The sequence below is a fragment of the Acinetobacter kookii genome (genome assembly GCF_900096895.1).
GTDB classification, from domain to species: domain Bacteria; phylum Pseudomonadota; class Gammaproteobacteria; order Pseudomonadales; family Moraxellaceae; genus Acinetobacter; species Acinetobacter kookii.
Genome location: NZ_FMYO01000012.1, coordinates 26626 through 53134, shown reverse-complemented (window position 1 = coordinate 53134; position 26509 = coordinate 26626). Strand labels below are relative to the sequence as shown.

Genomic DNA, 26509 nt, shown 5'->3' with positions numbered 1-26509 from the left:
TAAGACCTTGTTTTAAAAAACATTTAATTCAAAAATAACACACGAGGAATCCCACGTGTTTGGAAAAACGCAGCGCGGTGTCTCTGAACGACCGAATAAGCCGAAAAAGCCATTAATTCCTGCATGGCTGGGAACGCTTGTCGTTATTTTAATTGTGTTGAGTTTTGCGGTAGCTTTGATGCTATGGAAACCGTGGGCACCGGTTAAACCGAAAAATCAGATCAGTTCTGAACATTATCAGGAAGATACCAACAAGGACTATCGTTTCTACGATTTATTGCCACAGCAGCAAGTAACACCTATTCCAGATCAGGCAGTCCCTGAAACTAAAAATTCAGAAACTGTGGTGATTGTTGAAGCTCCAGAAACAGAAACCGCTCCTCCAGCTGAGACAGCCGAGCCAGGTCTGGAAAGCGCTGAAGCGCCAGTTGCCCACCAGCCGAGTTATATTTTGCAGGTGCGTAGCTATCCCGATCCAGATAGTGCCGATGCACGCCGTGCCGAAATTATCCTGAATGGTCTGTCTGCTGACGTAGTGAAATCGGTTGAAAGCGGTCAAACCTGGTATCGGGTAATTTCTGGGCCTTATGATTCTCAGGAAGCTGCAATGATTGCACAGCAAACTTTGCAACGCAGTGGCATTGATTCCATTGTGGTGAAACGATAAACCCCAGATATAAAAAAGCGCCTCTATTGAGGCGCTTTTTTATGGCTTAAATTCCCTCTCCTTGCTAGGAGAGGGTTAGGGAGAGGTAATACTTAAAAGCCCCTCCACCTAACCTCCTCCCATAGGGAGAAGGAATATTATTAAACCGTATGCCCCAAAGCTTCGCCCATCACTACAACGGAATTGGCTTTAAACATCGGGTCCCATTGCATTTTATCTTTTTCAAATAGCACCACAGCGGTTGAACCCAAATAGAAACGGCCCAGCTCTGCGCCTTTTTCAAGAAACAGGTTGTGCTGGTTGAGTTCCAGATGTCCACTCGGTTTTACCTTACCCGTTGCCACGGTTTCAATGCCTGCAACAATCATGGCACCGACTAGAACCACCGCCATACGCCCCAGTTCAGTATCAAACAGACAGACCATACGTTCATTACGCGCAAACAGGCCTGGAATATTTTCTGCCGTGGTTTGATTGACCGAGAACAATTCACCTGGCACATACAAGGTTTCAGTCAAAGTTCCGGCAAAAGGCATATGCACACGGTGATAATCTTTAGGTGATAAATACACTGTCGCGAAATGACCATTTTTGAAGGGTTCAGCCAATTGCGGATCGGCAATCAGTTTTTCCACCGAAAAGCTTTGACCCTTGGCCTGAAAAATATCGCCTTCTTCAATTTTACCCAATTGTGAAATGGCACCATCTGCAGGTGACACAATACTGTGCGGATCCGTATCGATTTGACGCACACCCTCTTTTAAAGAGCGGGTAAAAAATTCGTTAAATGATTTGAATTTCAATGCATTGCTTTGTTCAGCAATCGACATATCAATCCCATACTGGGCTTTGAAAGCCTGAATCACGGTATTTTTGATGATTGGGTTTTCGCTCGCTGCGAGTTTACCCACGACACGTGATAACTGGTGTTGGGGCACAACACGTTGAGCTTGAATAAATAATTGTTTTTTTAAACGTGATGTGAAACTCAAGACGGTAACTCTCCGGTAATAATCGGACTGTCGAGGCGGTTGCCCCATTCACTCCACGCACCATCATAAGCCTGTATCTTCCAACCGAGTAATCGACCCAGAATATAGGCCAGACCCGAACGGTGATGTGACTGACAATACACCACCACAGGTTCATTTAAATTGAAACCCAGTTGTTCCAAGCGCTGCTGAGTGCGTTCTAGGGGATGCAATTTTAAATGATTTTCACGATTTAGGGCAGTGCTCCATTCAAAATGTCGCGCATCTGGAATGTGACCGCCGCGTCGCGCTGCGAGTCGAAGACCGGTATATTCATCTTCGGTACGGCAATCCCACAATTGAATGTCATGGTTCTGGACTTTTTCTAACAGCTCTGCATATTCAATACGGTACTTTTCAATATTGCTCTGGTTAATGTCCACTAGAGACCCTACGGGAACTAATTTTTCCACGTCTGAAGAAGTAGGCAAACCGGCGGCCAGCCAGGCATGAATGCCTCCATTCAACAGGCTGGTATTTTCAAAACCCAGACAATGCAGGTTCCAGATCAGGCGCCCTGCCCAGGCACCCCCTTCATCATCATAAGCCACCACATGATGTTCAGGCGAAATGTTCAGGTATTCGATCAGGGCTTTTAAACCCTCTACATCGGGCAATAAACCTGATGCTTGCTCTTCTTGGTGTACCAGCTGTTTCGGCTGCACATGAATGGCATGCGGAATATGCAATTGATCATAAACAGAACGACGGCTTAAATCGACAATGCGTAATTTTTCATTGCCTAAAAATGGAACCAGCTCTTCTGCTTCTATCAGCAGACCAAAATTAAGTGCAGATACAGTCATACTTTTTCATGTTTTATTTAGATCAACATTGCCGATCTTAGCATAAGTCATTTTCACTATTATGCTGATTTTTTACATTCATTTAGCAGAAAATCAGCTATAGCCATCATGATTATTCCGTTTCGGTAAGATTAAATACCTGACGTAAATAGGCCAGAAAGGTATCGTTATCGGTCATGGTTTTTCCTGGGCTGTCGGAAATTTTTGCCACCGATTGACCATTGCATTCCACCAGTTTTAACACAATATTGAGAGGCGCTTGTCCCAAGTCATTGGTTAAATTAGTGCCAATCCCAAAGCTGACCTGAAAACGGTCTTTAAAGTATTGATGCAAGTCCCAGGCTTTTTCCAGATTCAGACCATCACTAAAGGTCAGCATCTTGGTTTTGCTGTCAATTTTTAATTTCTTATAGTGGGCATAGGCTTTGTCACCCCATGCATAGGGATCGCCACTGTCATGCCGCAGACCGTCAAACAGTTTGGCAAAATACAAATCGAAGTCACGCAGGAATGCATCCATCCCCACCACATCCGTCAGGGCAATCCCTAAATCGCCACGATATTCCTGTACCCAGGTTTCCAGTGCCGCTTTCTGAAAATCACGCAAACGCACATCCAGAGCCTGAAAGGCCTGTAAAAACTCATGCGCCATTGTTCCAATCGGCGTAATGCCCAATTCCTTGGCAATCAACACATTGCTGGTACCACGGAAAATATCCGGTGAAGCATGGTTAAATACTTCAATCACATGTTTTTGCCATGCAAAGCTATAACGACGACGCGTACCAAAATCCGACACCAAGAAAGGCGGATCATGAGGCTTCTGTTCTTTTTCATAATGCTTTAACAGTTCGACTTTGGCCTGCAAGCGACGTTCACCTTCTGCCAAAACGTCATCACTGCGAATACGCATGAAATACAGTTCATTGACAATGGCCAGGACAAAAATCTCAAACATCATGGCCTGAACCATCGGGCCCTCAATCCAGATGTCCAGACGGCCTTGCTCATCAATGCTGGCCTTAATAAAACGGCGTTTCAGCTGGAACAGTTCCAGATAATCGACGAAGTCACTTTTGATAAAACGTAAACTGCGGAGATAGAGCAGCTCATCTTCTTTAAACTTAAGCTGGCATAAAGAGTCGAGTTGCTGATTCAAATCGTCCAGAATATCCGTCAGCGGATAAACGGTATCCTCTAAATTACGGCAACGGAAATGATAAACACTGTGCGTTTGAGGAAATTTATGCAGTACCACCTGTAGCATGGTGAATTTATACAAGTCGGTATCAAGCAAAGATTGAATGATTGGAGCCATATCTAATGAAATTTCGCTGTGCTGACTGCATTAAAACACACTTTTTATCTTGATATTGCTAGTTTTGCGTACAGCTGTACCCGTCAAGCCCATAGCGTAAGGGCTAAACCTCACTGTTATTCAGCAATAGAGCCGTATTTCATTTCCTATAAGGTGCCTTGGGTCACGACTCTCACATTTACTTACTCATATCCAGTTTCGTGAAATCCTGCTTGAATTTATTCATGCAAAGATAGCGCAAAATATCTTTAACCAAACCTGATAATCCAGTGGAGATATTATGTGTATTTTAAAGCTTAAATTTCTGCCTGTTTGCTACAATGCTGGAGATAAATTGAAGATTTAAATTGGTTAAGTTATGCGTGCATTATTGCAACGGGTCCTGGAAGCAAAGGTTGTGGTGGATGGTGAAACCACCGGGCAAATTGAAAAAGGCATTCTGGTTTTTCTGGGTCTAGGCAAAGAAGACAATCTGGACAAAGGTAAAAAGCTGATTGATAAGATATTAAAATACCGTTTTTTCGATGATGAACAGGGCAAAATGGGCTGGAATGTCAGCCAAGCCGGTGGAGGAATCTTGCTGGTTTCACAATTTACCTTGATGGCACAAACCCAAAAAGGTTTACGTCCTGACTTTGGTCCAGCCATGCCACCGAGTGAAGCCAAAGCGCTTTATGAACAATTAGTAGAATATGCACAATCCCAATTTGAGCATGTGCAAACCGGTATTTTTGCCGCCGACATGAAAGTGCATTTGGTCAATGATGGGCCAGTGACGTTTAATCTGGAAGTTGAATAACGCGATAATATTGTTATCACAAAAAAGCCCTCGATTGAGGGCTTTTTATTTTTAGCGTATTTATTTAAAAACTATCTGCCTGTTTTTTCACGAATAAATGAACGTACCAGTTTGACTTTTTCTTGGACCGGTTTAGGTAATTTTGGCGGAATGAGTTTGGCAACTTTATTAAACCAGACCAAAAGGCCAAAATCGCCTTCCATCTTAATGGTCCCATTTTGCATGCCAGTCATGAAAGCACTTGGATCACCTTTCATTAAAGTTTTTACGCCCTGTTCACTGTCTGCAAACTGCAAAATGAAGTCCGCTTTTTCTGCATCGCCTGCTACTGTGTCAATTTGCCCATTGTTTACAATAATTTGACGTGCAACACCCAAGTCGGTACCAATTTGAATACGGAATTGACGTTCATGAACCAGCTCAATAAATTTTGGACTGGTACGCGCCAATTGCTTCATACGCAAGGCTAAGCCCGCAACTAACAAATCAAGCGGATCCGTGCTTACATCGACCAGCGGTAATTTTACGACAGGAATCGAAGATAGTTTCATGACATTTAAGCCTATTGTAATTGTTGGAAAATTGACGAGTTATCCTACCATAACTTGGGTTTTTTGAAGTAAGGCTTTGTATAACAATAATCAATAAAAAAAGATGTGCCGGAGCACATCTTTTGAATTCTTTGATTTATAAGTCTTTCGAATTAACGGCTTGAATAATGTTGCTGCTCATCGTCATAGACTGGGGTATGTTCAATATAGCGACGTTTGGCTAAAGCGCGTTCTGCACGACGATCTTCGCGGATTAACAGCAGGGTTAAAATTGCCATGACTGACATTAAGGCAGTCAGATAACTGTATCCCATAGGTAAATCAAACACCACTTGAGTACTGAGGCGAATGGCTTCAATCAATCCCCAAAACAGCATACCTGCAAACATAAAGCTTAACAAACGACGATAAGGCGAGAAGAAAACAGCTATCAAAGCAGCGGCAATCAAGCTTAAGCCTATGATGGTTGCTAAATTCGCTGTAACCATAAAAACCTCCGTCCTAATAGGATTTTGACACTTTTATATGGGTCTAAATCAAATCCCCGATACCGTGAATAAATGATGAAATATATTGATATCAATCTCTATGCAAGCATTATGCGGAGTTTTTTTGAGAAAAAAAGTCTTGTATTTTCAGCAAGCGACACACCTTGTCGCAATATTATTTTGTCATTACATTTTTTTATTTTTAACTTTTTCTGGAAGTGCGATGGGCTCAGACTTGCCGTGTCATTACAAAAAAACAACGCAGTAAAAACATTAAAAAAATATTTTTTACGAATGGAGAGATTGTGGTTTTTATCAGCCATTTAAGTCAACCGCTCATCGTAATTTGACTCTTTTTATCACAAAAAAACGCGACATCAATGTCGCGTTTTGTCAATGAACATCTACAGTTAGACCTAATCCTTAAGCACGGCTCAGGTCTTTATCATGCACACCTAAAAGATATAACACCCCATCCAGGCCCACACTTGAAATCGCCTGATTGGCATTCTGGCGTACTAGAGGCTTGGCACGGAAAGCCACCCCTAAACCGGCAATCGACAGCATTGGCAAGTCATTGGCCCCATCACCGACGGCAATGGCCTGTTCCAGCGAAATGTCCATCTTGTCCGCCAATTCACGCAGCAACAAGGCTTTGCGAGCGCCATCCACAATATGACCTTTGACTTCACCGGTGACCACACCATCTTTGACATCCAGAATATTGGCATGTACTTCATCAATCCCCAGTTTTTCTTGCAGATATTCGGCAAAATACTGGAAACCACCGGAAAGAATTGCCGTTCTATACCCCAACGCTTTCAAGGTCGAAATCAGGCGCTCTGCCCCTTCGGTCACGGTGAGACGCTCGGCAATTTTGGGTAAAACAGACGCATCCATGCCTTTGAGCAAGGCCACGCGGGCACGGAAACTTTGCTGGAAGTCCAGTTCGCCTTGCATGGCACGTTCAGTGATTTCAGCCACTTGCTCACCGACACCGGCTTCAATGGCCAGCTCATCAATGACTTCCTGTTCAATTAAGGTAGAGTCCATGTCGAAACAGACCAGACGGCGGTTACGGCGGTAAGCATTATCTTCCTGAACCGCGACATCGACACTCAGTTCAGCCGATAAACGCAAGCAGGCTGCACGCATGGCAGTCGCATCCAGCATTTGTCCTTTGAGGCCAAATTGTACGCAAGAGCGTTTTGGCCCTTCAACTGCACCATTGAGTTCCGGACGGCCCGACAAACGGGTCACAGTTTCAATATTAAAGCCCTGACTGGAGACAATCTGGGTCACCGCCTGCAAATGTGAAGCGGTCAATTCAGGTGCCAGTGCAGTCACGATATACCGGGTCTGCCCCCCTTCACTCACCCATTGATCATATTCTGATGCAGTGATTGGCTTAAAGCGCACTGTTAAGCCAATATCATGTGCTAGAATCAGGATCTCCTTCATGGCTAATGCTGTAGCAGTTTGGTCATCTGACGAAACAACAATACCTAAAGTCAGTTGGTTATGGATGACGGCTTGTCCAACGTCCAAAATTTGTAAAGAATGTACGGACAATACCTGCATTAATCGTGTAAATTGATTAGGCTGGTCGGGTCCCAAAAATGATATAAGAATGATTTCTCGCATGAATTGACTCGGATCTGAGCTACAACTATTGTTAGAATCATAATCGAATTTGAACATAAATGCCTTGGAAGTTTACGTTGAATGCGCCTAGACAAGGGCTATTTGCTAGCCTACTGATTGTAAGTTTTGCTTTACACACCTTTTTACTGGTACTTGCGACAACGCATCAGCTGAATGCTAACCGCGCCAGTCAGGGACAGCTGATGACCTCGCAACTGGTCACGGACAGCCTGTCCGAGCTGGAACCGGCCAATACGGTGTCATTGGCATTATTGGCCGACCGTTATGCCACCAACCCGAGTGTGGCCTCTATCCGTATTTTGGATGCGAATAATCAGGTACTGGCAACAGGTGGATTAACCAAGACACGTCAAGGCGAAGTGTTTGTTCGTGAAGCCCTGCAAAATGAAAAGAAAGTCGGCAGCATTGAAATTACCCTGATTCAGCCCAGTATTGGGGAAATTTTACGTACCCAATGGCTGGCGATTTTACTATCGCTGCTGATTCATGGCTTGTTATGGCTGGCCTATCGTGCCATTGCCCGTCCAAGCCGTACCGAATATCTGGCGCGTATTAACAATGAATCACGCCTCAAACATGAAATTCAAACCCTGACCCAGGCTTTGGAACAGGAACAGCACAATGCCGCCGTTGCGATTGCCCAGGCACAGAACAATGCCCAGACCAAAGCTAAAGTCAAAGAATCGAAACCGGTCGTTCTGGATGACAATTGCATTGCCTTGAATATCCAGTTTTATGATCCAAAACAGCTGATGGATTCGGTCAATAAAACCGTTTCTGTTCCCTATTTCAATTTATGCCAGATTTTTCTGAACAAAGCCGCTGAGCTCTGTGTTCAGCACTACAAGTTAAACAGTTCGGATATCGCCACCATCCATAAATTTGATGAACATGGCGCCACCATTAGCATGTCGGTAGAAACCCCCAATGCGGTGCAATGTCTGGTGATGATCAGTACCGTGTTCCAGCTCTTGTCGGATGTGCTGTACAAACGTTATCGTGAAGAAAAGCGTTTCGTGTTGCAAACCCGCAGTGCCATTTCCAGCCATGTTGAGGCTATGCACCTCAGCCCTGTCCAGGCGGCAGAACGTTTGGTACAACAATTGGCAGCCAAAGAAAGTGCCATTCATTTGCCGAATGAATTACTGAAAGCCATTTCAGACCGTTACCAGCTGGTCAGCCTGCCGAATCCCACCAATGTGCTGACCCGTCATGCCTTTATGATGAACGGTATGGATAGCGAAGTGGCCGAATTGGCACAAACCTTTAGAACTGAAATTTTAAAAGCCAAGCAATCCAAAGCATCTTAAAAAATAACTCAATAAAAAAAGCCGAGTTCATGGACTCGGCTTTTTTTATTTCTGATTCTATGCTGAAGTACCACTGTGCCCAGCAGAAATCTCCTGATCATTCTTCTATTTTATCTGTCCTGCTTGCCCAATAACTGGCTAATGCAGGACCCGAAATGTTATGCCATAAACTAAAGATGGCACTTGGTACCGCCGTAATCGGTGAGGCTGCAAAATGTACCGCAGCCAAGGCCACGCCCAGACCCGAGTTTTGCATGCCGACTTCTACCGCAACGGCTTTACAGTCTGCATAAGGCAGTTTAAACAGGCGGCTTGCCCAAAAACCCAGTAAATAACCCAAACCATTGTGCAAGGCCACTACCCCTAGAATCAATAAGCCGGATTGCAAAATTTGGGTCTTACTGCCTGCAATAATTGCCGCCACAATGGCCACAATCGCCACCACTGAAATTAAGGGCATCACCTGAATATAAGAGTCCACTTTTGACTTCAGGACAGCCCGAACAATTAAACCCAGGATGATTGGAAACAACACCACCTGAAGAATCGAACCCAGCATCGACAGGGCATTCATCTCAATCCACTGGCTGGCCAGAAGATAAAAAATGGCCGGGGTCAATACAGGCGCCAAAAGAGTCGAAACCGAAGTACAGGCCACAGACAAAGCCGTATTCCCTTTGGCCATATAGGTAATCACATTGGAGGCTGTCCCGCCCGGGCAACAGCCCACCAGAATCACACCTATGGCAATTTCAGGGGGCAACTGAAACAGTTGACATAAGCCATAGGCCAGTCCCGGCATGACAATAAATTGGGCAGCCACCCCGATCACCACGGCTTTAGGACTGTGCACCACCCCTTTAAAATCATCGACTGTCATGGTCATGCCCATACCGAACATGATGATTCCCAGCATCCAGGCGATATAGGCTTTCAGCCAGACAAAGGCTTCAGGGAAAATTAAAGCAATACCGGCAAATAGTACGACCCACAGGGCAAAGGTTTTCTGAATAAATTGCGTAAAGCGCAAGAAATAAGGCATGAAGATTAATCCCGATATTTATTCCGGTATCTAACCGATGCAGGAGCTTTTACCATATTCAGCAGCAAAAACGGATATTTTCCCGGATTAAACTGTCGATGCTGCCTGTGGCTGAATAATATCTTTAACCAGAATACGCTTTACTCCGGCTGCCAACATGTCTTGCCAGGCATGTTGCAATGAACCGTGCAAATCGATGCCCTTGGTGGCATCGGAAATTACATAGGTTTTAAATCCCAGTCTGCTGGCATCTATTGCCGTCCAGGCCACACAAAAATCAGTGGCAATGCCGACAATAAAAACGCTATCAATGCCGCGTTCTTTTAAATAGCCGGCCAAACCGGTTGTGGTTTTTTGATCTGCTTCCAAAAAGGCTGAATAGCTGTCGATATGGGCATGCGCGCCCTTGCGGATAACCAGTTGTGCCTTCGGTAAATGGAGGTCAGGATGGAGTTCTGCATCAGCAGTACCTTGTACGCAATGTGTAGGCCACAGCACCTGAGTGCCATAATCCAGTTCAATCGTTTCAAACGGTTGCTTTGCTGGATGATTTTCAGCAAATGACACATGATTCTGTGGATGCCAGTCCTGGGTAATGACAATATTGTCAAAATGCTGCCCCAATTGGTTAATGTTCGGAATAATCTGATCCGCATTGGCCACAGCCAAGTTGCCACCGGGGGTAAAACCATTTTGTACATCTACAACAATCAAAGCCGCATTCTGCATTATTTTCATCCCTTGCAATCTGAGTTTGCGAGCAAGCATAGCCTAAAAGCGGAGCAGATTTTTAGCCTTGGGGCTAAAAATAGCATGACTGCCGGTTCGGATAAAAATCATCAGCTGACTCGGCTTGTTCAAAGCGAGTAGTGAAACAGGGAGCCATTCTTGCTGCCTCATCCAGAGCGGGTATGAAAACAAAAAAGCCTGCAAATGCAGGCTTTTTGAAATGTTTTTATCTTTACACTTTGGTGCGGTTGACCAGGATCAGCATACATACTGCCGAGATAATGATACAGGGAATCGCTGCGGTAATAACGCCTGCTGCACCGAAGCCTGCAGTCAGTAACTGACCTGCAATCACAGGACCCAGCATTGCGCCAATACGGCCTACTGCAGAAGCAACACCTACACCGGTACCACGTACTTCGGTTGGATACACGATACTACCGAAAGCGTACAGTACACCCTGACAGCCAATCACGAAGGCACCGGCTAATGCTGCAGCCATATACATCTGGTTCAGCGAGTTTGCACCGTTTAATGCCAATAGGCCTGCCAAAATACCGCCGTACATCAACAGAATCACGTAGGCTTTTTTCCAGCGGTCGGTCAACATACCCAGAATAATCGTACCGATGGTCGCAGTCACCATGAAGTAGAACTGTGCAGTTGAACCGTCTTTACGGGTAAAGCCCAATTCCATAAACAATGATGGCAACCAGCTCAGCATGATGTAAACTACCATCAGCGTGAAGAAGTAGCTCACCCAGATGCAAATTGTGCGTAACAGGTTATCGGAGTTAAACAGATCCTTGAATGAACCTTGCGGTGCAGCAGCAAGTTCAGCAGCAGTTTTGTTCTGCGCTTTCAGGTATTCTTTCGATTCAGGCAGGAATACCATCATCAGTGGAATCACCAAGATTGGTAATAAACCTCCCAAGTAGAACACATTCTTCCAGTTCGCACCGAATTCAGTGGCGGCAATTAAAGACAAAATTGCTGCACCGACCGGCATACCACAGTACATCAGGCCCACGGCACGACCACGGTTTTTTGGAGACACGGCTTCTGATGCCAGCGTGATCAGAATTGGCATCGCACCACCCAGACCGGCACCCGCCAGGAAACGCACGGCCAGCAACGTGTTAAAGCTGTTCACCCAAACCGTACATAAAGTAAATACGGCAAATGTTGCTGTCGACCAGATCAACACTTTTTTACGACCAATCCGGTCAGCGAGTCGGCCACCGATCAGTGCACCTGGTAATAACCCCAGAATCCCTGCACTAAAAAACACACCCAACTGAGAGCTGTCGAGACCAAAATGTTCACGAATACCTGCAGCGGCGATGCCGGCTGCCTGAATATCCAGACCTTCAATCACAGCAATCAGAAAACAGATCGCTACCGTGACGATGGCATGCTTATTATCTGATTTTTCCATTGGATTATCCTTGTTCAATCAGCGTTACTAAAAAGAAGGCCATCATCCATGAGTCTGGACATTCAAATAACTACCAATAAGTGGAAGAATCTACAGTTTATTGACAAAAATACGGGAAATTTAAAACTTTTCGATACCAACACACATAGTCGCAAAAGCACTTAATCAAGTTTAATCCACACACAAAAAATCAACATGCCCCTTATCATTTCAATTCTGAAAAATCATCTTATGCGAAAAGCGTTAAAATAGATTAATAGTTTTTATTAATTATTCTGGTAGTTTTGAATAATTATTTTGATGGATTAAATGCCTATTTTATATAGCTTTAAAGTCTATACTGATCTTTAATAAATCTTAAATTCTGAGGTTTTTACCCGGAATTGGCGAGTTGATTGGGCTCAGTATAGTTTTTTGAAATATAAGTCGCCATTTTTACAGTCCAAAAAAGTGATCTTGAGTGATTAAAGCGGATAAGCATTTCAGGACATATCCATTTAAAAAATTATCTGGCTTTTTAATTGTTAGATTTTTCACTTGCTTTTCATAAAGTTTTTAGATGGTTTGACTAAAGCATATTGTTCTTCACCGCTTGTTCGTTCATAATTTGCATAAGCATTATTCAATTGCATTGAATTGGCTATAAATCAAAATACGTAACCATCCAAATTGATGTTTTTCTACCTGACCGGATGGCCAAATAGGATAATTTTTTAAAATGACTCAGCAAGCACAGATCATTCAAGGTTCAATTGTCGCAATCGTCACCCCAATGTTTGAAGATGGCAGCGTAGATTGGAAGGGTCTAGAAAAGCTGGTTGAGTGGCATATAGAACAAGGCACCAACAGTATTGTGGCTGTAGGGACCACAGGCGAAGCATCAACTCTAAGCATGGCTGAACATACCCGGGTGATTAAAGAAATCATCCGTGTAGCCAACAAACGCATTCCGATTATTGCCGGCACTGGTGCAAACTCGACCCATGAAGCCATTGAGCTCACCAGAGAAGCAAAAGAGCTCGGTGCAGATGCCGCATTACTGGTTACGCCTTATTACAACAAGCCTACCCAGGAAGGTTTATATCAGCACTACAAAGCGATTGCTGAAGCCGTTGATTTGCCGCAAATTCTGTATAATGTTCCGGGCCGTACCGGCGTGGACATGCTGAATGAAACCGTGATCCGTCTGGCTGACATTCCGCAAATTGTCGGCATTAAAGATGCGACTGGCGACGTTGCTCGTGGCAAAGAACTTATTGAAGGATTAGCCGGCAAAGACATGACCGTTTATTCTGGCGATGATGCTACGGCATACCAGCTCATGGGTGTGGGTGCCAAAGGCAACATTTCTGTCACTGCCAATGTCGCACCAAAAGAAATGAGCCTGATCTGTGCTGCTGCACTTGCAGGTGATACAGAAGGTGCTGAAGCTTTAAATAATAAAGTTGCAAATTTACACAATATTTTATTTTGTGAATCTAACCCAATTCCTGTGAAATGGGCACTCCATGAAATGGGCTTAATTGGTACCGGTATTCGCTTACCATTAACTCCTCTTGCAGAACAATATCGCACCCCATTGCGTGAAGCACTCAACGCTGCGGGTGTCATTAAATAAAGAGCACAACACTATGCAATTACGTTTCGGTTTAACCCTTGCACTTTCAGCATTCAGTTTAGCGGGTTGTAGTTCAATGGGAATCAGCAATGGTTCACTGGACTATAAAAATACAACAACCCTTGAGCCTCTGAAATATCCTGAAGGTTCAATGGTTCGCCCGGCAACGCCGTTGTATCCTGCCCCAACAATTGACCCGCTGGCGATTGAGCATGCACCCCAGCTTGAAAACAAGCGTGGTAACCGCTTTGCTCTGCCCCGTCCTGACAAGGCTCAGGAGAATACTGCAGCTGATACTCAACAGGACAGCACAAATATCGGTCGTCCACAGCTGGTTCGTGATGGAAACCAAAATCCACTGCTCAAAATAGACGGAAATTCTGCTACAATTTGGCAGTACACACTTGCCACCCTCAGCAGCCTCAACCATAGCATTGTTGGTCAAAGCAAAAATCGTTACGAAGTAACCATTAAGATTGATCAGCAGATTTATGTATTAAGACTAAGCTCTGTAGGCACAAGTAACAACCTAGCTGTATTCAATGCCGATAACAGCTTTGCAGACAAAGAAAAAGCTGCAGAACTGTTAACCCAGATTTACCAAAATTGGCCAGCCTAGTCGTACTAGGCATTTTTTTTTGAAAAAGGTTCCCCCATGTTGAAACAAACCTTGCTCTATACTGGTAAAGCCAAATCTGTTTATGAAACAGACAGTGCAGATCACCTTATCCTGGTTTTCCGTGACGATGCTTCTGCATTTAACGGCGAAAAAATCGAACAGCTGGATCGTAAAGGCAAGGTGAACAACCGTTTTAACGCCTTCATCATGGAAAAATTGGCTGCTGCCGGCATTGAAACTCACTTTGAAAAACTTCTTTCTCCGACTGAAGTTTTAGTGAAAAAATTAAAAATGATTCCGGTTGAATGTGTAGTGCGTAACTATGCAGCGGGTTCTTTATGCCGTCGCTTAGGTGTAGAAGAAGGGAAAGAACTTGTTCCACCTACTTTCGAACTGTTCTTCAAAGATGATGCGCTTGGCGACCCAATGGTGAACGAATCTCAAGCGATTGCTTTAGGTTGGGCAACTGCTGAACAATTGGCTCAAATGAAAGAACTCACTTACAAAGTGAACGAAGTGCTTAAAGGTCTGTTCGATGCAGGTAACATGTTACTTGTAGACTTCAAACTTGAATTCGGTGTGTTCCACGACCGTATTGTGCTGGGTGATGAATTCTCTCCAGACGGTTGCCGTTTATGGGACAAGGACACCAAGAAGAAACTCGACAAAGACCGTTTCCGTCAAGGTTTAGGCGGTGTTGTTGAAGCTTATGAAGAAGTTGCTGCACGTTTGGGTATCGACCTTTCTGATATCTAATTCGTTCATCGAATTTTAAAAAACCGGGCTAAACTGCCCGGTTTTTTTATATCTTCAAAAATCGAGAAAACAGATTTAGTTAATAAAAATGATCGTTTTTACAATATTGGTTTTTTTACTTAATCTATCTTACATAGCAGGTAGCAAAAGATTGAAGTCAATGGCTTTATAAACTCCTGCTTAACGACCCAGATTTTTAGTTTACCCTCCAGGATGTATCTCCCCTAAGACATCCTATTTTCAGCCCAATCCGTGCTCTGGATTGGGGTTTTTTTTTACTTACTTTACTGCTGTTGTTGCTGTTGCATCCAGCGGCGCTGTTGCAGTTTTTCTCCTTCAACTTCACGCTTGTTCCGTGCAGATTCGTAGAGCTTGGTGCCTTTTAATTCAGGAGGCATATACTCTTGCAGTACGAAATGCTCTGGGTAATTATGCGGATATAAATAATCCACCCCGTAACCCTGCTCTTTCATCAATTTGGTTGGGGCATTACGTAAATGTAGCGGCACAGGCAGATTGGCCGTTTTTTCTGCTAAATCTAAGGCCTTATTGATGGCCAGATAAGTGCTGTTACTTTTGGCACTGGTGGCCAAATACACTGCACACTGGCCGAGAATAATACGACACTCCGGCATGCCCACCGCCTGTACCGAGCGGAAACATTCGCCTGCCAGCAGCAAGGCATTGGGGTTGGAATTGCCAATGTCTTCCGAAGCTGCGATCAGCATACGGCGGGCAATAAACACCGGATCTTCTCCACCTTTCAGCATGCGCGCCATCCAGTACAAGGCGGCGTCCGGATCACTGCCGCGGATGGATTTAATAAAGGCAGAGACCAGGTCATAATGCTGCTCACCCGATTTGTCATAACGGGCAATGTTCTGCTGGGCTACTCTCACGACAATGGCATTGGTAATGCTATTTTCCAGTTCCGGTTCAAAGGTACTGGCAATTAAATCTAATAAATTAAGTGCTTTACGTGCGTCTCCAGCCGCAAATTGCAGTAATGCTTCGTATTCTTCAATTTGAATATAGCGTTCTTTTAAAAATGCATCTTGCTGAATCGCCTTATTCACCAAGGTCTTAATTGCCTCGTCATCCAGCACATTTAAGGTATACACCTGACAACGCGATAACAAGGCATTGTTCACTTCAAAAGATGGATTTTCTGTGGTCGCTCCAATTAAGGTAATTTTGCCTTTTTCCACCGCATTCAATAAGGCATCTTGCTGTGACTTGTTAAAACGATGAATTTCATCAATAAACACGACCGGGGTCAGTAAATCGCCACTTTCGGCAATTACTTCACGCAGTTCTTTTACTCCGGTATTGAGTGCCGATAAACTGATAAATGGCCGATCTACCGCTTGAGCCAAAAGCAAAGCAATGGTGGTTTTTCCGACTCCCGGTGGTCCCCAAAAAATAATGGAAGGCAAATGTCCCTGATCAATCATCTGACGTAAGGGTGCACCTGCTCCCAAAAGATGATCTTGACCAATAATTTCGGACAAGTCACGTGGGCGAAGGCGTTCAGGGAGTGGAATATGGCTCTCGGACATCTTGTTATTTCTTTGCTGTACTTAAAACAAGTCTACTATGTAATTTTAATATCGCGTATTTCAAATCAAGTGATTTACAAAAAATCATACTGTTATTTTAAAAAAAAATATCCATCATCATGATGGATATTTTACGTGAATTACTTTTAAATAGAGTAAAGTGGCTTATCCAAAACAAGCAGGCCATCAGAGATACAAACCGAATCATTCTCCTTTTGTATGTTCACGGATATAATTATTGTGTGAAATAAATCACACTTTTAAGCATTTTGATTATTTAAATGGGTAAGCTTTATGGAATATATTTTCAAAAACAAGCGAAAACCTTTCAGTCAGGATGGCCAAACACCCGATCAGCAGTGCATTAAAACCCCTCAAACTCAATTATCTGCCGAAAACATTATTATCCAAAATATCCTTAATCAATTACCCCAGCTGGTCTGGGTCAAGAACAAACAGAACCAGTATTATTATAATCAGGCAATTTGTGACTACATCGGTAGCCCTGTCAATTTATCGCATAATGATGAATGTCAAAGCTTCATTCATCCTGAAGATTACCCGAACTTTAAGGTACTTTGGCAAAATGCCTTGCACATTCAACAAGGCTTCGAACACGAATGCCGTATTCAACACCATCAACAGGATTACCGGGTTTGCCGGGTTTCCGTTCAACCGGCACAACATTTAGATAATATTGAATGGATGATCACTGCCACAGATATTCATGATCATTATTTAAAGCATAGCGAATTGCATCAGCAAGTGCTTGTACAGGGCAAAATGCTGGATGCCAGCGTAGACTGCATCAAGCTTTTAACACCACAGGGTCAGTTGACCCATATGAACCGTTCCAGTTGTCTCGCCTTAGGCGTACCGGTCAATGAAAATAAGTTGGGTATGTCCTGGTTAAATTTACTGCCCGAATCCATTCAGCATTCGGGACAACACGCATTAAAACAGGCCTCTACGGGAAAAAATGCGCGTTTTGATGGCATCAGCATCATTGCCGGTCAGCCTCCGCAATATTGGGATACCATGTTAACTCCCATACTGAATGAGGATGGTTCGACCCAAAGTATTCTTTGTGTTTCCCGGAATGTCACCCAACAAAAGATGGCGGAAAAAAATCTGCAACAGGTGACTGAACTTGACGAATTGACTGGCTTATATAACCGTCGTGCATTCCATAAAATTTTTAAAAAGACCCTTCAAAATGCCCAGCATCAACAAGAATCTGTTGGTTTTTTGCTGATTGATTTAGACTATTTCAAGCATATCAATGATATCTTGGGTCATAGTGCAGGCGATTATTTAGTCCAGATTCTTGGTCAGCGCTTAAGTGGCTGTTTTAATGAAAAAGTCATGGTGTCACGTCTGGGCGGTGATGAATTTGCGATTATCGTGCCACATCTGCGTGATGAGGCTGAATTGATGAACATTGCACAAATAGCACGCCAGCAACTGGATAAGCCGATCTGTTATGCCGGGCAATATATTAATGGCGGAATGAGCATCGGTTGTGCCATATACCCGCGTGATGCAAAAAATAGCTCAACCTTGTTACGCTGTGCCGATGTAGCGCTGAATGATCTTAAAATCAGTGGCCGTGGCGGTATTCGAATGTTTACGAGTACCATGTTTAACAGCATCGCACTCACCACCAAACAGCTTTCGCTGGCGCGGGCAATTATACAGCACGATAAAATTTTTCCAGTCTACCAGCCCAAGGTCAAGCTCGCAGACGGAACAGTTACCAGTTTTGAAGCGTTGCTGCGCTGGCAGGATGCAGAAGATCAAACCCAACTCCCCTTGCACATTTCTTGCGCTTTTCAGGATTATGAACTGGCCACGCGAATCAGCGAAATTATTCAGCTCAAAGTCTTTCAGGATATGAGCCAGTGGCAGGAAGCAGGCCTGAAACTGTTACCCATTTCCATCAATGCGGCACCGGTTGAATTCTTAAGGGACAATTATGCAGAAACCCTGTTAAACCGGCTTGCTCAATTTAAGATTCCCCACCCTCTGATTGAAATAGAAATTACCGAACAAAGTCTTTCTGAGCATGGTTCCGACTATGTCATCCGTGCCTTGAACCTGTTAAAACAATCCGGTCTGAAAATTTCACTGGATGATTTTGGGACCGGTCATTCTTCCTTGACCCGATTAAGGGATTATCCGATTGATTGCCTAAAGATTGATCGAAATTTTATTAAAAATATACCGGACAACCCTTCTGATTTAGCAATTGTGAAGGCCATCAGCCAGATCGGCGCAAGCATTGCCTTAGATATCCTGGTCGAAGGCATTGAAAGTTCAGAGCAGGTTGAAGTGCTGAAAGCTTGCGACTGTTCTACCGGGCAAGGTTTTTATTTTTATCATCCCCTGATCTTTCAGGAAGCCACCCCCTTATTAAATCCTGTGGCTGATGCCGCTCAGCCCCTCATTTCTTCTGCTTAGCCATTCAAGTTTATTCATGCTTGCAGTCCTCCTCTACTTTACAGGCTCAGGCAGTGACTTTATTAGCTGTCGAGGATTAAGGTTTTCAGGTGATTTCAGCCGAAGCTGACAGGAGGATGAACAGGCAATTAACGCACCCAGCGCACAATATATTCTTCAAGATCGTCTTCATTGACTTGCGTTTCGGAAATACAGCGGCCGGCTGCCGATTTTCTCGCCTTGATCACACTGTCACGTGTTCCGGTATTTAAATAATGCCAGGCAGGTAAAGTCTTGCCTTCTTTTAAACGGCGATAAGCACAGCTCGGCGGCAGCCAGTGAATAGTATCTAACTTTTCTGGTGTCAGCTGAATGCAATCCGGCACATGGTCAAGTCGCTGCTCATAATTGCTACAACGTGCAGTCTGGCAGTCTAAAAGTTTGCAAGCCACCTTGGTATAAGCGACTTCTTGCAGTTCTTCATCTTCCAGCTTGATTAAACAGCAGAGACCACAACCATCACATAATGCCTCCCATTCGGCAGGATTAAGTTCAGTTAAAGCGTATTTTTTCCAGAATTGTGGACGCAATTGTTCAGTCATAACAGTGAGAAATTAAAAGAAGCTGCTTATTATAACGTGTTCAAGTTCACAATGTAGGAATATGATTTTTACTTCAAATCATATATTTGCTGTCAAAGTGAACATTTTTTAAACATAAGCATAACACTGTTGGAAATTATCCCCCCCTATACTGAATCTACTTTGAAAATAACAACACATGGAGAAAGCTTATGTTCCGTTGGGCGATTATTTTTGCAGTGATTGCACTGATTGCGAGTCTACTCGGTTTTGCTGGCGTCGCAGGATTATCGAAGGATTTTGCGATTATTTTACTCGTCATTGCCGTTATTCTGGCAATCGTCGGCTTCCTCTCTCGTGGAAGGGTTTAGTTGAATAACCTCCGTTAAAAACATCTCACTTAATCAAAAAAAGAGCCTGTTCAGGCTCTTTTTTATATCCGTTTTTTGCTTCAGCTTTCTATCATCTACCTCTCAAAAAAACCGAATCAAAGTTAGCTATCTTTTTATCTAACTTATCTGGCTGTGGAGAGTTGTAAGCTCAAAATTAAGGGCGTAAGTGACGGGGTCTAAAACCTGTGGCCAATAAACCAATGGCATAAGCCACCACACCGGCGACACACAAACCAATCACTTCCAGAATCCGCATCCACTGCGATACATCTCCATTGTACAAGGTCAAGCCATACCACAGTGCAGCAACCATCGCGGCATTGGCAATCGCATATTGCAGAAACAGCTTTTTCCAGTGTCCGGCAAAGCGGAAAATATTGCGTTTATGCAAATAGAAATACAGCATGCCGGCATTGACCAGTGCCGAACCGGAAGAAGCCAAGGCCAAAGCCATATGCTCTGCATGCCAGTCAATCAGCTTAAAGAAACCAATAAACACCACGTTTAAAATGGCATTCGCGGCTACCGCCATCAGGCCCACACGCACCGGCGTTCGGGTATCTTGCTGGGCATAAAAACCTGGGGCAAAGACTTTAATCAGCATGAAGGAAATCACCCCGGCACTCATACATTGCAGGGCCAAAGCCGTCATTTGCGTATCTTCAAAGGTAAATTGCCCACGCTGGAACAAGGCCTGAATAATTGGCGTAGACAGCATAAATAAGGCGATACTGGCCGGAATACCGACCAGCATGATCACCTTGGCAGCCCAGTCAATCATGCTACGGAACTTGGCCTGATCCTGTTCGGCATGACGTGCAGACAGCGAAGGTAAAATCACGGTACCAATCGCCACACCAATTAAGCCTAAAGGCAATTCCGTCATCCGCTCGGCACTGTATAACCACGATACCGAACCATCCTGCATGAAGGATGCCCAAATGGTATTCAACAGCAGGTTAATTTGCGTGACCGAAACACCAAACAGTGCCGGGAGCATCAATTTCATGATGCGTTCCACACCTTCGTGCTTGAAATCCACTTTAGGTGGAATTAGCAGTTTTTTGCGCCACAGCTCTGGAATCTGAATCACCAGCTGCAAGATACCGGCAATCACCACCGCCCAGCCGAGTGCCATAATCGGTTCGGCCATATAGGGCGTGAGCCACCACGCACCTGCAATCATGGTGATATTCAATAATACCGGCGAAAAAGCCGGTGTTGAAAAAGAACCGTAACTGTTCAGGATGCTGCTGGCAAAAGCCGTTAAAGACATAAACAGCAGATAGGGAATGGTCAGGCGGAACATGTCCGTCGCTAGGGCAAATTTTTCCGGGTCGTCATGGAAACCGGGTGCATAGATATATAGCACGGCCGGCGCTGCAATCATGGCAATAAAGGTCAGGGCGGTCATAAAGGTGGCCAGACAGCCAAAGACCCGACTAATCAGAATTTGCACTTCTGCATGAGTGCGCGTGGTTTTATATTCAGTTAGAACCGGAATAAACGCTTGCGAGAATGCCCCTTCGGCAAATAAGCGCCTGAAAAAGTTCGGAATACGAAAGGCCACCACAAAGGTATCGAAATCTTTACCCGCACCAAACACATTCAGCAACACCACATCTCGGACCAAGCCCAGCACCCGAGACAACATGGTCATTGTACTAACAATAAAGGTCGATCGCCAAAGCGCCATCGTAACCACCCAGTGAAAAAATTAAGTCGCTATTGTAATGAAACTCCACAGGGAGTTTCGTTGTTTAATCATAAAGCCCATTCATTCTTGATGGATTTTATGCTGCTGCAATAAAGTTCTGAATTTGACCCAGTCAAAAAATGGGCCTGGATCGGTTTTACGTCCAGGCGCAATGTCCGAGTGGCCGGCCAAATGTTGTAGAATTTTTGGATAAGCCACCTGCAATGCAGCCGTCACTTGCGCCAGCACTGCATATTGCACCTCGTCAAAGGGCAAATCATCACTGCCTTCCAGTTCAATGCCGATGGAATAGTCATTACATTCTTTTTTACCCAGGTAAGTGGAACGTCCGGCATGCCAGGCCCGATCATTGAAATTCACGAATTGCAGCACTTCCCCACTGCGTAAAATCAGCAGATGCGCAGAAACCTGCATACCTTCAATGCTTTGAAAATAAGGATGCTGTGACCAGTCCAGCTGGTTCTGAAAAAACTGTTCAATATATCCCCCACCAAACTGTGACGGTGGCAGACTGATGTTATGTACCACCACCAGTTGAATTTCAGTATGTTCGGGACGCTGATTATAATTGGGGGAAGCTACTTGCCTGGCACCGATTAACTGACCGTCGATGACCTGAAAAAAGGGTGCCTGTTGCATATGCCGATCCTGAGTCCTGTTCACATAAGCTGATGATTTTAGCGCAATCCTAAAACTTTAAACTTAAAATCTCAAATTCCCCAGATAAAATTGCTGCAAAAAAACAGTTCTTTTAAATGAACAATGCTAAAATAACGCGCAACTTTCATGGGTTAAAAAAGATACGGAAATACTGATGAGCATATCTCAATCTTTGCTTGAACAATCAATCGAAATCAACATTCAGCAAGCATTACAAGAAGATATTGGCGAAGGGGATATCACCGCTTTATTAACCCCTGAAGATGAACAGGCCACAGCAACCATCATTAGCCGTGAAGACATGGTGCTGGCCGGTCAGCCTTGGGTCAATGCCCTGATTCAGGCCTATGATCCAAAAGTACAGGTGACCTGGCTAAAAAATGATGGTGACCGCGTAAACGCCAATGAAGCCTTTTTAAAACTGGCCGGCTCTGCACGCAGCCTGCTCACGGTGGAACGCCCTGCCCTCAACTTTGTGCAAACACTTTCTGCTGTAGCGACCAAAACTGCTTTATATGTCAAAGAACTTGACGGCTTGAATACCAAATTGCTGGATACCCGTAAAACCTTGCCGGGCTTACGTATTGCACAAAAATATGCCGTGGCCATTGGTGGCGGTCAGAACCATCGCCTCGGTTTATTCGATGCCTTCTTAATTAAAGAAAACCACATTATGGCCGCGGGCGGGATTGCTCAGGCGATAGCCAAAGCACATAACATCGCACCGGGTAAACCGGTGGAAGTGGAAGTGGAAACCTGGGATGAGCTGAACCAGGCTTTAGAAGCAAAAGCGGATATCGTGATGCTGGATAACTTCAGCCAGCAGCAAATGATTGATGCGGTGAAGCATGTTGCCGGTCGTTGCAAGCTGGAAGCATCGGGCAATATTACCATTGCAAACTTACGTGAAGTGGCAACGTCAGGTGTGGACTATATTTCGATGGGTGTGTTGACCAAAGACGTGAAAGCCGTGGATTTATCCATGCGTTTTAATGCTTGATCTCCCCCGCTCAACTCAATAAAGATTGAGTAAATAAAAAACGCACCGATGGGTGCGTTTTTTATTGCTGAGATGTTTAAACCAACAACTTACCAGCCTAAAGCTTCTTGCTGTTTTTTAATGAGTTCTTGAATACCTTTTTCTGCCAATTCCAGCATTTCGTTACATTGTGCACGGGTAAATGGCTTGTCTTCAGCCGTACCCTGCAGCTCGATAAATTCGCCTGCCTGAGTCATCACCACGTTTAAGTCAGTTTGGCAATTTGAATCTTCTTCATAACACAGATCCAGTAAGGCTTTGTCCTGATACATGCCGACAGAAATCGCGGCCACCAGACCTTTCAACGGATCTTGCTTAATTTTCTTGGTTTCAAGCAATACATTCATGGCATCCACTAAAGCCACTGCTGCACCGGTAATGGAAGCAGTACGCGTACCGCCATCTGCCTGAATCACATCACAGTCGATGGTAATGGTGTTTTCACCCAGTTTCTTCAAATCGACCATGGCACGCAGGCTACGACCAATCAGACGCTGGATTTCCTGAGTACGGCCACTTTGTTTACCACGCGCGGCTTCACGGTCACTACGGGTATGGGTTGAACGTGGCAACATGCCGTATTCCGCAGTCACCCAGCCTTGTCCTTTCCCTTTCAAGAAACGCGGTACCGAATTATCAATACTTGCGGTACAAAGAACTTTAGTATGACCAAATTCAATCAACACTGAACCTTCCGCATAACGTGTATAGTTACGGGTAATTTTTACCTCACGTAATTGATCTAATGTACGTTGGTCGATACGCATAATGAGTCCTTGTTTTGGCTAAAATTCATTGCGGCCTAGTATAACAGAAGCAGGCTCTCAGGTTTTGCCCGGAGATTCTCCATTGGCAAAAACCATCAAGCCCAGACGCGTCCATTTAAGCTTGCATGAAATTCACTACCCGCCCTGCATATCCTTAAGCTTGTGATAGAATATTAAAAGCCCAATAAGCCTTTTAATTTCTGTTTAGATTGGTCAAGGGTTGAGGTCCATGAATTTGGCAATGAACATTTGGCCAAACGCACCCAGACACTGCCGAACTGTTTAAAAAAGCTGGCTTCGTTATAGTGAATGCCATATTCGGCACATAAGGCACGAATTTTAGGCGCCACTTCTGCATAACGGTTTGCCGGCATATCCGGGAACAGATGATGTTCAATTTGATGACTCAAATTACCGCTTAAAATGTGCAGCCATTCTGTGCCGCTAAAATTGCTCGATCCGCGAATCTGACGTAAGTACCATTCGGCGCGGGTTTCATTTTCAGTATTATCCGGTTCAAAGGTTTCGGCATCTTCCGTGAAATGTCCATTAAAAATCACTGCGGATGCCCAGAGGCTACGAATGACATTGGCCACGGCATTGCCGGCAAAGACCGGCAGTGCATTCGGACCTGCAATTAACGGGAAAAATACATAATCTTTGGCAATCTGACGGGTGGCTTTTTTACGGAATTTTGCCGACTCTTTCCATACCTCTTTCCAGGTTTTGGTTTTATAAACCAGCACATCTTCCAGATGTAAACCCTGTACGCCGACATACCATTCAAAGAACAGCATGAGCTGAATGGTTAAAGGAATATTAAATAAAAAACGCGGTTCCCATTTTTGCGATTCACTGACCCGAATCAGGCCATAGCCCACATCATGGTCCTTACCAATAATATTGGTATAGGTGTGATGGATATAATTGTGGGTATATTTCCAGTCATCCCCAGTCGCCATGGTATCCCAGTCATAATTGGCACCGTTCAGATTCGGGTCGTTCAGCCAGTCAAACTGACCGTGCATCACGTTATGGCCCAGCTCCATATTTTCCACAATTTTGGAAATACCCAACAAGCCCGTGCCCAATAACCAGACTGGCGGAATCCAGCCGCCAAACATCAACATGCCACGGGAGGCAATTTCGCTATAACGGACAAAATCGCGGATTTTATAAATGTATTCAGCATCTTTTTCGCCAATATTGTCCATCACTTCACGGCGAATGGCATCGACTTTTTCACCAAATTCGGCAATTTGTTCAGGGCTTAAATATTTTGATTTACTTTTTTCTTGAAACTTCACTGACATATTCATTGTTTTTCTCCTGAGTGAGCATCGAACCCTGTTTTTAAAAGTGCGATCACTCACTAAACGGCGCTATTAAAGCGTTTTTATTTTTTAAAGGTTAATCACTACCGGACTCACGGCCTGGCTAATACACAACTTGATCTGGGTATTGCTATCGTGGTCGATTTCACCGGTCAGCAGGTTTTTGGTCGAACCGCTCACTTTGGTACAGGTACAGGTATTGCAGATGCCCATGCGGCAACCATGTGCGGGTCTTAACCCCGCCTGTTCGGCACTTTCCAGCAAATTGGTTCTGGCTTCAAACTCTTGTTGGGCACGTAAAAAGACCACCGGTTGTACTGCTGCAGTTTCATCAACCACGACCTGGAAATATTCCTGTCTGAGCAGATCGGCAATCCCCAGCTGTTGATAAATCTGGTTCAGACTCTGCATCATGCCCTGGGCACCACAGGCATAACTTTGACATTGCTGAAAATCCGGCACGGTACTTTCAAGCAGTTGCGTCGTTAAATGTTGTTTATGGTTTAGAGTATTAAAATGATGATATTTAAACTGTGGATGTTGCTCGGCCAATTGCTGCAATTCATTATGAAAGGCATCATCACGCGTGAAATAAATCAGATCAATCTGGCTGACTTGTTGACGAATCGCCTGTGGCAATAAGGCATAAATAGCGGTGATGCCACTTCCAGAAGCCAACAACAGAATAGGCGCCTGAGATGAACTTAAAGTGAAATCACCTCGAGCCTGAGAGATTTCCACCACGCTGCCCGCCGTCAAACGGGTTAAAGCATTGGACACTTTGCCCTGACGTTTCACTGCAATCACGACATGACCGTTTGCGGCAATTTTGACAATGGAATAGCTACGTTGCTCACGCACACCTGCAATCACGACAGTCACTAAAATACTTTGTCCGGCACGAAAAGCATCAGCGCGAAAATTATGATTCGGCTGCAACTCAATTTGATAAAAATCGGAACTGAGCATGTGTACATCAACAATGCTGGCTTTGACTTTTTTCCAGGCCCATACCGGATTGATTTTTTCAGCAATAAAATCGACAAAATCTTCTCGAATCCATTGCGGCTGATATTGCATCACATGACTCATATGACGTTCCTCTTTTATTGCTGGCTATTTATTTGAGTGAACAGTTGTTCTTATAGTGAACACCTGTACACTATAAGGGTTTTTCAATTCAG

25 protein-coding genes are annotated in these 26509 nt (G+C 44.3%); 9 read left to right on the top strand and 16 right to left on the bottom strand.

All coding sequences use genetic code 11. The features are described from left to right. Nucleotides 1-55 precede the first annotated feature (55 nt). Nucleotides 56-667, top strand: a complete 612-nt coding sequence (locus BLP85_RS13330) for an SPOR domain-containing protein (RefSeq protein WP_092820647.1) — start codon at nt 56-58, stop codon at nt 665-667. A gap of 140 nt (nt 668-807) precedes the next feature. Here the strand turns inward: BLP85_RS13330 and asd are convergent, their stop codons facing one another. The 3 genes from asd to pncB all read right to left on the bottom strand — a co-directional run bounded on the left by asd (nt 808) and on the right by pncB (nt 3822). After that, a complete protein-coding gene (asd, locus tag BLP85_RS13325) occupies nt 808-1659 on the bottom strand; it encodes an archaetidylserine decarboxylase (RefSeq protein WP_092820645.1) in 852 nt (283 codons plus the stop codon). Then, nucleotides 1656-2504, bottom strand: coding sequence for a sulfurtransferase (locus BLP85_RS13320; RefSeq protein ID WP_092820643.1), 849 nt, complete (start codon nt 2502-2504; stop codon nt 1656-1658). The genes asd and BLP85_RS13320 overlap by 4 nt, the downstream gene beginning before the upstream one ends. Nucleotides 2505-2616: 112 nt before the next feature. After that, complete coding sequence (gene pncB, locus BLP85_RS13315) at nt 2617-3822, bottom strand: nicotinate phosphoribosyltransferase (protein ID WP_092820641.1); 1206 nt, start codon at nt 3820-3822, stop codon at nt 2617-2619. A 358-nt stretch (nt 3823-4180) separates the two neighbouring features. Between pncB and dtd the strand changes: the two genes are divergently transcribed. Next, nucleotides 4181-4621: a D-aminoacyl-tRNA deacylase gene (gene dtd, locus BLP85_RS13310; RefSeq protein WP_092820639.1), complete on the top strand. Its 441-nt coding sequence runs from the start codon at nt 4181-4183 to the stop codon at nt 4619-4621. A 71-nt stretch (nt 4622-4692) separates the two neighbouring features. On the opposite strand, the gene BLP85_RS13305 is transcribed toward dtd, so the two are convergent. From BLP85_RS13305 to serB, 3 genes are all read right to left on the bottom strand, one after another. Further along, the gene (locus tag BLP85_RS13305) at nt 4693-5172 is read right to left on the bottom strand and encodes an SCP2 sterol-binding domain-containing protein (RefSeq protein ID WP_092820637.1); all 480 of its coding nucleotides are present in this window, start codon (nt 5170-5172) and stop codon (nt 4693-4695) included. Nucleotides 5173-5324: 152 nt separating this feature from the next. Beyond that, on the bottom strand, nt 5325-5660 hold the full coding sequence (gene aciT / locus BLP85_RS13300) for a ciprofloxacin tolerance protein AciT (RefSeq protein WP_092820635.1): 336 nt from the start codon (nt 5658-5660) through the stop codon (nt 5325-5327). A 423-nt stretch (nt 5661-6083) separates the two neighbouring features. Continuing rightward, the gene (gene serB, locus BLP85_RS13290; protein WP_092820717.1) at nt 6084-7304 is read right to left on the bottom strand and encodes a phosphoserine phosphatase SerB; all 1221 of its coding nucleotides are present in this window, start codon (nt 7302-7304) and stop codon (nt 6084-6086) included. Between the two features lie 77 nt (nt 7305-7381). On the opposite strand from serB, the gene BLP85_RS13285 reads away from it, so the two are divergent. Further along, a complete protein-coding gene (locus BLP85_RS13285) occupies nt 7382-8635 on the top strand; it encodes a hypothetical protein (RefSeq protein ID WP_092820715.1) in 1254 nt (417 codons plus the stop codon). A 97-nt stretch (nt 8636-8732) separates the two neighbouring features. On the opposite strand, the gene BLP85_RS13280 is transcribed toward BLP85_RS13285, so the two are convergent. From BLP85_RS13280 to mhpT, 3 genes are all read right to left on the bottom strand, one after another. Then, the gene (locus tag BLP85_RS13280) at nt 8733-9677 is read right to left on the bottom strand and encodes a bile acid:sodium symporter family protein (RefSeq protein WP_092820631.1); all 945 of its coding nucleotides are present in this window, start codon (nt 9675-9677) and stop codon (nt 8733-8735) included. A gap of 87 nt (nt 9678-9764) precedes the next feature. Beyond that, nucleotides 9765-10409 carry a bifunctional nicotinamidase/pyrazinamidase gene (gene pncA / locus BLP85_RS13275; RefSeq protein ID WP_092820713.1) on the bottom strand — a complete coding sequence of 215 codons (645 nt, stop codon included), beginning with the start codon at nt 10407-10409 and terminating at the stop codon, nt 9765-9767. Between the two features lie 229 nt (nt 10410-10638). Next, entirely contained in the window at nt 10639-11844 is a 1206-nt protein-coding gene (mhpT, locus tag BLP85_RS13270; protein WP_092820629.1) for a 3-(3-hydroxy-phenyl)propionate transporter MhpT, read from the bottom strand. 718 nt (nt 11845-12562) lie between these two features. On the opposite strand from mhpT, the gene dapA reads away from it, so the two are divergent. The 3 genes from dapA to purC are packed head-to-tail and all read left to right on the top strand — an operon-like array spanning nt 12563 to nt 14837. Next, a complete protein-coding gene (gene dapA / locus BLP85_RS13265) occupies nt 12563-13462 on the top strand; it encodes a 4-hydroxy-tetrahydrodipicolinate synthase (protein WP_092820626.1) in 900 nt (299 codons plus the stop codon). Between the two features lie 13 nt (nt 13463-13475). Continuing rightward, nucleotides 13476-14081, top strand: a complete 606-nt coding sequence (locus BLP85_RS13260) for a lipoprotein-34 precursor (NlpB) (protein ID WP_092820624.1) — start codon at nt 13476-13478, stop codon at nt 14079-14081. A gap of 36 nt (nt 14082-14117) precedes the next feature. Continuing rightward, nucleotides 14118-14837 carry a phosphoribosylaminoimidazolesuccinocarboxamide synthase gene (gene purC / locus BLP85_RS13255; RefSeq protein WP_092820622.1) on the top strand — a complete coding sequence of 240 codons (720 nt, stop codon included), beginning with the start codon at nt 14118-14120 and terminating at the stop codon, nt 14835-14837. 284 nt (nt 14838-15121) lie between these two features. On the opposite strand, the gene BLP85_RS13250 is transcribed toward purC, so the two are convergent. Then, entirely contained in the window at nt 15122-16396 is a 1275-nt protein-coding gene (locus tag BLP85_RS13250) for a replication-associated recombination protein A (RefSeq protein ID WP_092820620.1), read from the bottom strand. A 294-nt stretch (nt 16397-16690) separates the two neighbouring features. On the opposite strand from BLP85_RS13250, the gene BLP85_RS13245 reads away from it, so the two are divergent. Next, a complete protein-coding gene (locus tag BLP85_RS13245; protein ID WP_092820618.1) occupies nt 16691-18856 on the top strand; it encodes a sensor domain-containing protein in 2166 nt (721 codons plus the stop codon). A 128-nt stretch (nt 18857-18984) separates the two neighbouring features. Here BLP85_RS13245 and BLP85_RS13240 read toward each other — a convergent pair whose 3' ends face one another. After that, the gene (locus BLP85_RS13240) at nt 18985-19437 is read right to left on the bottom strand and encodes a YcgN family cysteine cluster protein (RefSeq protein WP_092820615.1); all 453 of its coding nucleotides are present in this window, start codon (nt 19435-19437) and stop codon (nt 18985-18987) included. Nucleotides 19438-19628: 191 nt separating this feature from the next. Here BLP85_RS13240 and BLP85_RS13235 point away from each other — a divergent pair, with 191 nt between their 5' ends. Further along, nucleotides 19629-19787 carry a DUF1328 domain-containing protein gene (locus BLP85_RS13235; protein WP_092820613.1) on the top strand — a complete coding sequence of 53 codons (159 nt, stop codon included), beginning with the start codon at nt 19629-19631 and terminating at the stop codon, nt 19785-19787. A gap of 175 nt (nt 19788-19962) precedes the next feature. Here the strand turns inward: BLP85_RS13235 and murJ are convergent, their stop codons facing one another. Both murJ and ampD read right to left on the bottom strand, forming a co-directional pair. Then, a complete protein-coding gene (gene murJ, locus BLP85_RS13230) occupies nt 19963-21513 on the bottom strand; it encodes a murein biosynthesis integral membrane protein MurJ (protein WP_171259720.1) in 1551 nt (516 codons plus the stop codon). A gap of 72 nt (nt 21514-21585) precedes the next feature. Continuing rightward, the gene (ampD, locus tag BLP85_RS13225; protein WP_092820609.1) at nt 21586-22164 is read right to left on the bottom strand and encodes a 1,6-anhydro-N-acetylmuramyl-L-alanine amidase AmpD; all 579 of its coding nucleotides are present in this window, start codon (nt 22162-22164) and stop codon (nt 21586-21588) included. A 175-nt stretch (nt 22165-22339) separates the two neighbouring features. Here ampD and nadC point away from each other — a divergent pair, with 175 nt between their 5' ends. Further along, nucleotides 22340-23185: a carboxylating nicotinate-nucleotide diphosphorylase gene (gene nadC, locus BLP85_RS13220; RefSeq protein WP_092820607.1), complete on the top strand. Its 846-nt coding sequence runs from the start codon at nt 22340-22342 to the stop codon at nt 23183-23185. An 89-nt stretch (nt 23186-23274) separates the two neighbouring features. Here the strand turns inward: nadC and rph are convergent, their stop codons facing one another. From rph to BLP85_RS13205, 3 genes are all read right to left on the bottom strand, one after another. Next, nucleotides 23275-23991 carry a ribonuclease PH gene (gene rph / locus BLP85_RS13215; protein ID WP_092820605.1) on the bottom strand — a complete coding sequence of 239 codons (717 nt, stop codon included), beginning with the start codon at nt 23989-23991 and terminating at the stop codon, nt 23275-23277. A 173-nt stretch (nt 23992-24164) separates the two neighbouring features. Beyond that, a complete protein-coding gene (locus BLP85_RS13210) occupies nt 24165-25310 on the bottom strand; it encodes a fatty acid desaturase family protein (protein ID WP_092820603.1) in 1146 nt (381 codons plus the stop codon). An 84-nt stretch (nt 25311-25394) separates the two neighbouring features. Then, entirely contained in the window at nt 25395-26417 is a 1023-nt protein-coding gene (locus BLP85_RS13205) for a ferredoxin reductase (protein ID WP_092820601.1), read from the bottom strand. Nucleotides 26418-26509: the final 92 nt, after the last annotated feature.

Coding starts and splice junctions, on each gene's coding strand:
- BLP85_RS13235 (WP_092820613.1), top strand. CDS start 19,629: ATGTTCCGTTGGGCGATTATTTTTGCAGTGATTGCACTGATTGCGAGT.
- BLP85_RS13250 (WP_092820620.1), bottom strand. CDS start 16,396: ATGTCCGAGAGCCATATTCCACTCCCTGAACGCCTTCGCCCACGTGAC.
- dtd (WP_092820639.1), top strand. CDS start 4,181: ATGCGTGCATTATTGCAACGGGTCCTGGAAGCAAAGGTTGTGGTGGAT.
- purC (WP_092820622.1), top strand. CDS start 14,118: ATGTTGAAACAAACCTTGCTCTATACTGGTAAAGCCAAATCTGTTTAT.
- mhpT (WP_092820629.1), bottom strand. CDS start 11,844: ATGGAAAAATCAGATAATAAGCATGCCATCGTCACGGTAGCGATCTGT.
- rph (WP_092820605.1), bottom strand. CDS start 23,991: ATGCGTATCGACCAACGTACATTAGATCAATTACGTGAGGTAAAAATT.
- BLP85_RS13260 (WP_092820624.1), top strand. CDS start 13,476: ATGCAATTACGTTTCGGTTTAACCCTTGCACTTTCAGCATTCAGTTTA.
- serB (WP_092820717.1), bottom strand. CDS start 7,304: ATGCGAGAAATCATTCTTATATCATTTTTGGGACCCGACCAGCCTAAT.
- nadC (WP_092820607.1), top strand. CDS start 22,340: ATGAGCATATCTCAATCTTTGCTTGAACAATCAATCGAAATCAACATT.
- dapA (WP_092820626.1), top strand. CDS start 12,563: ATGACTCAGCAAGCACAGATCATTCAAGGTTCAATTGTCGCAATCGTC.
- BLP85_RS13320 (WP_092820643.1), bottom strand. CDS start 2,504: ATGACTGTATCTGCACTTAATTTTGGTCTGCTGATAGAAGCAGAAGAG.
- aciT (WP_092820635.1), bottom strand. CDS start 5,660: ATGGTTACAGCGAATTTAGCAACCATCATAGGCTTAAGCTTGATTGCC.
- BLP85_RS13240 (WP_092820615.1), bottom strand. CDS start 19,437: ATGACTGAACAATTGCGTCCACAATTCTGGAAAAAATACGCTTTAACT.
- pncB (WP_092820641.1), bottom strand. CDS start 3,822: ATGGCTCCAATCATTCAATCTTTGCTTGATACCGACTTGTATAAATTC.
- BLP85_RS13280 (WP_092820631.1), bottom strand. CDS start 9,677: ATGCCTTATTTCTTGCGCTTTACGCAATTTATTCAGAAAACCTTTGCC.
- BLP85_RS13205 (WP_092820601.1), bottom strand. CDS start 26,417: ATGAGTCATGTGATGCAATATCAGCCGCAATGGATTCGAGAAGATTTT.
- BLP85_RS13305 (WP_092820637.1), bottom strand. CDS start 5,172: ATGAAACTATCTTCGATTCCTGTCGTAAAATTACCGCTGGTCGATGTA.
- BLP85_RS13210 (WP_092820603.1), bottom strand. CDS start 25,310: ATGAATATGTCAGTGAAGTTTCAAGAAAAAAGTAAATCAAAATATTTA.
- ampD (WP_092820609.1), bottom strand. CDS start 22,164: ATGCAACAGGCACCCTTTTTTCAGGTCATCGACGGTCAGTTAATCGGT.
- BLP85_RS13245 (WP_092820618.1), top strand. CDS start 16,691: ATGGAATATATTTTCAAAAACAAGCGAAAACCTTTCAGTCAGGATGGC.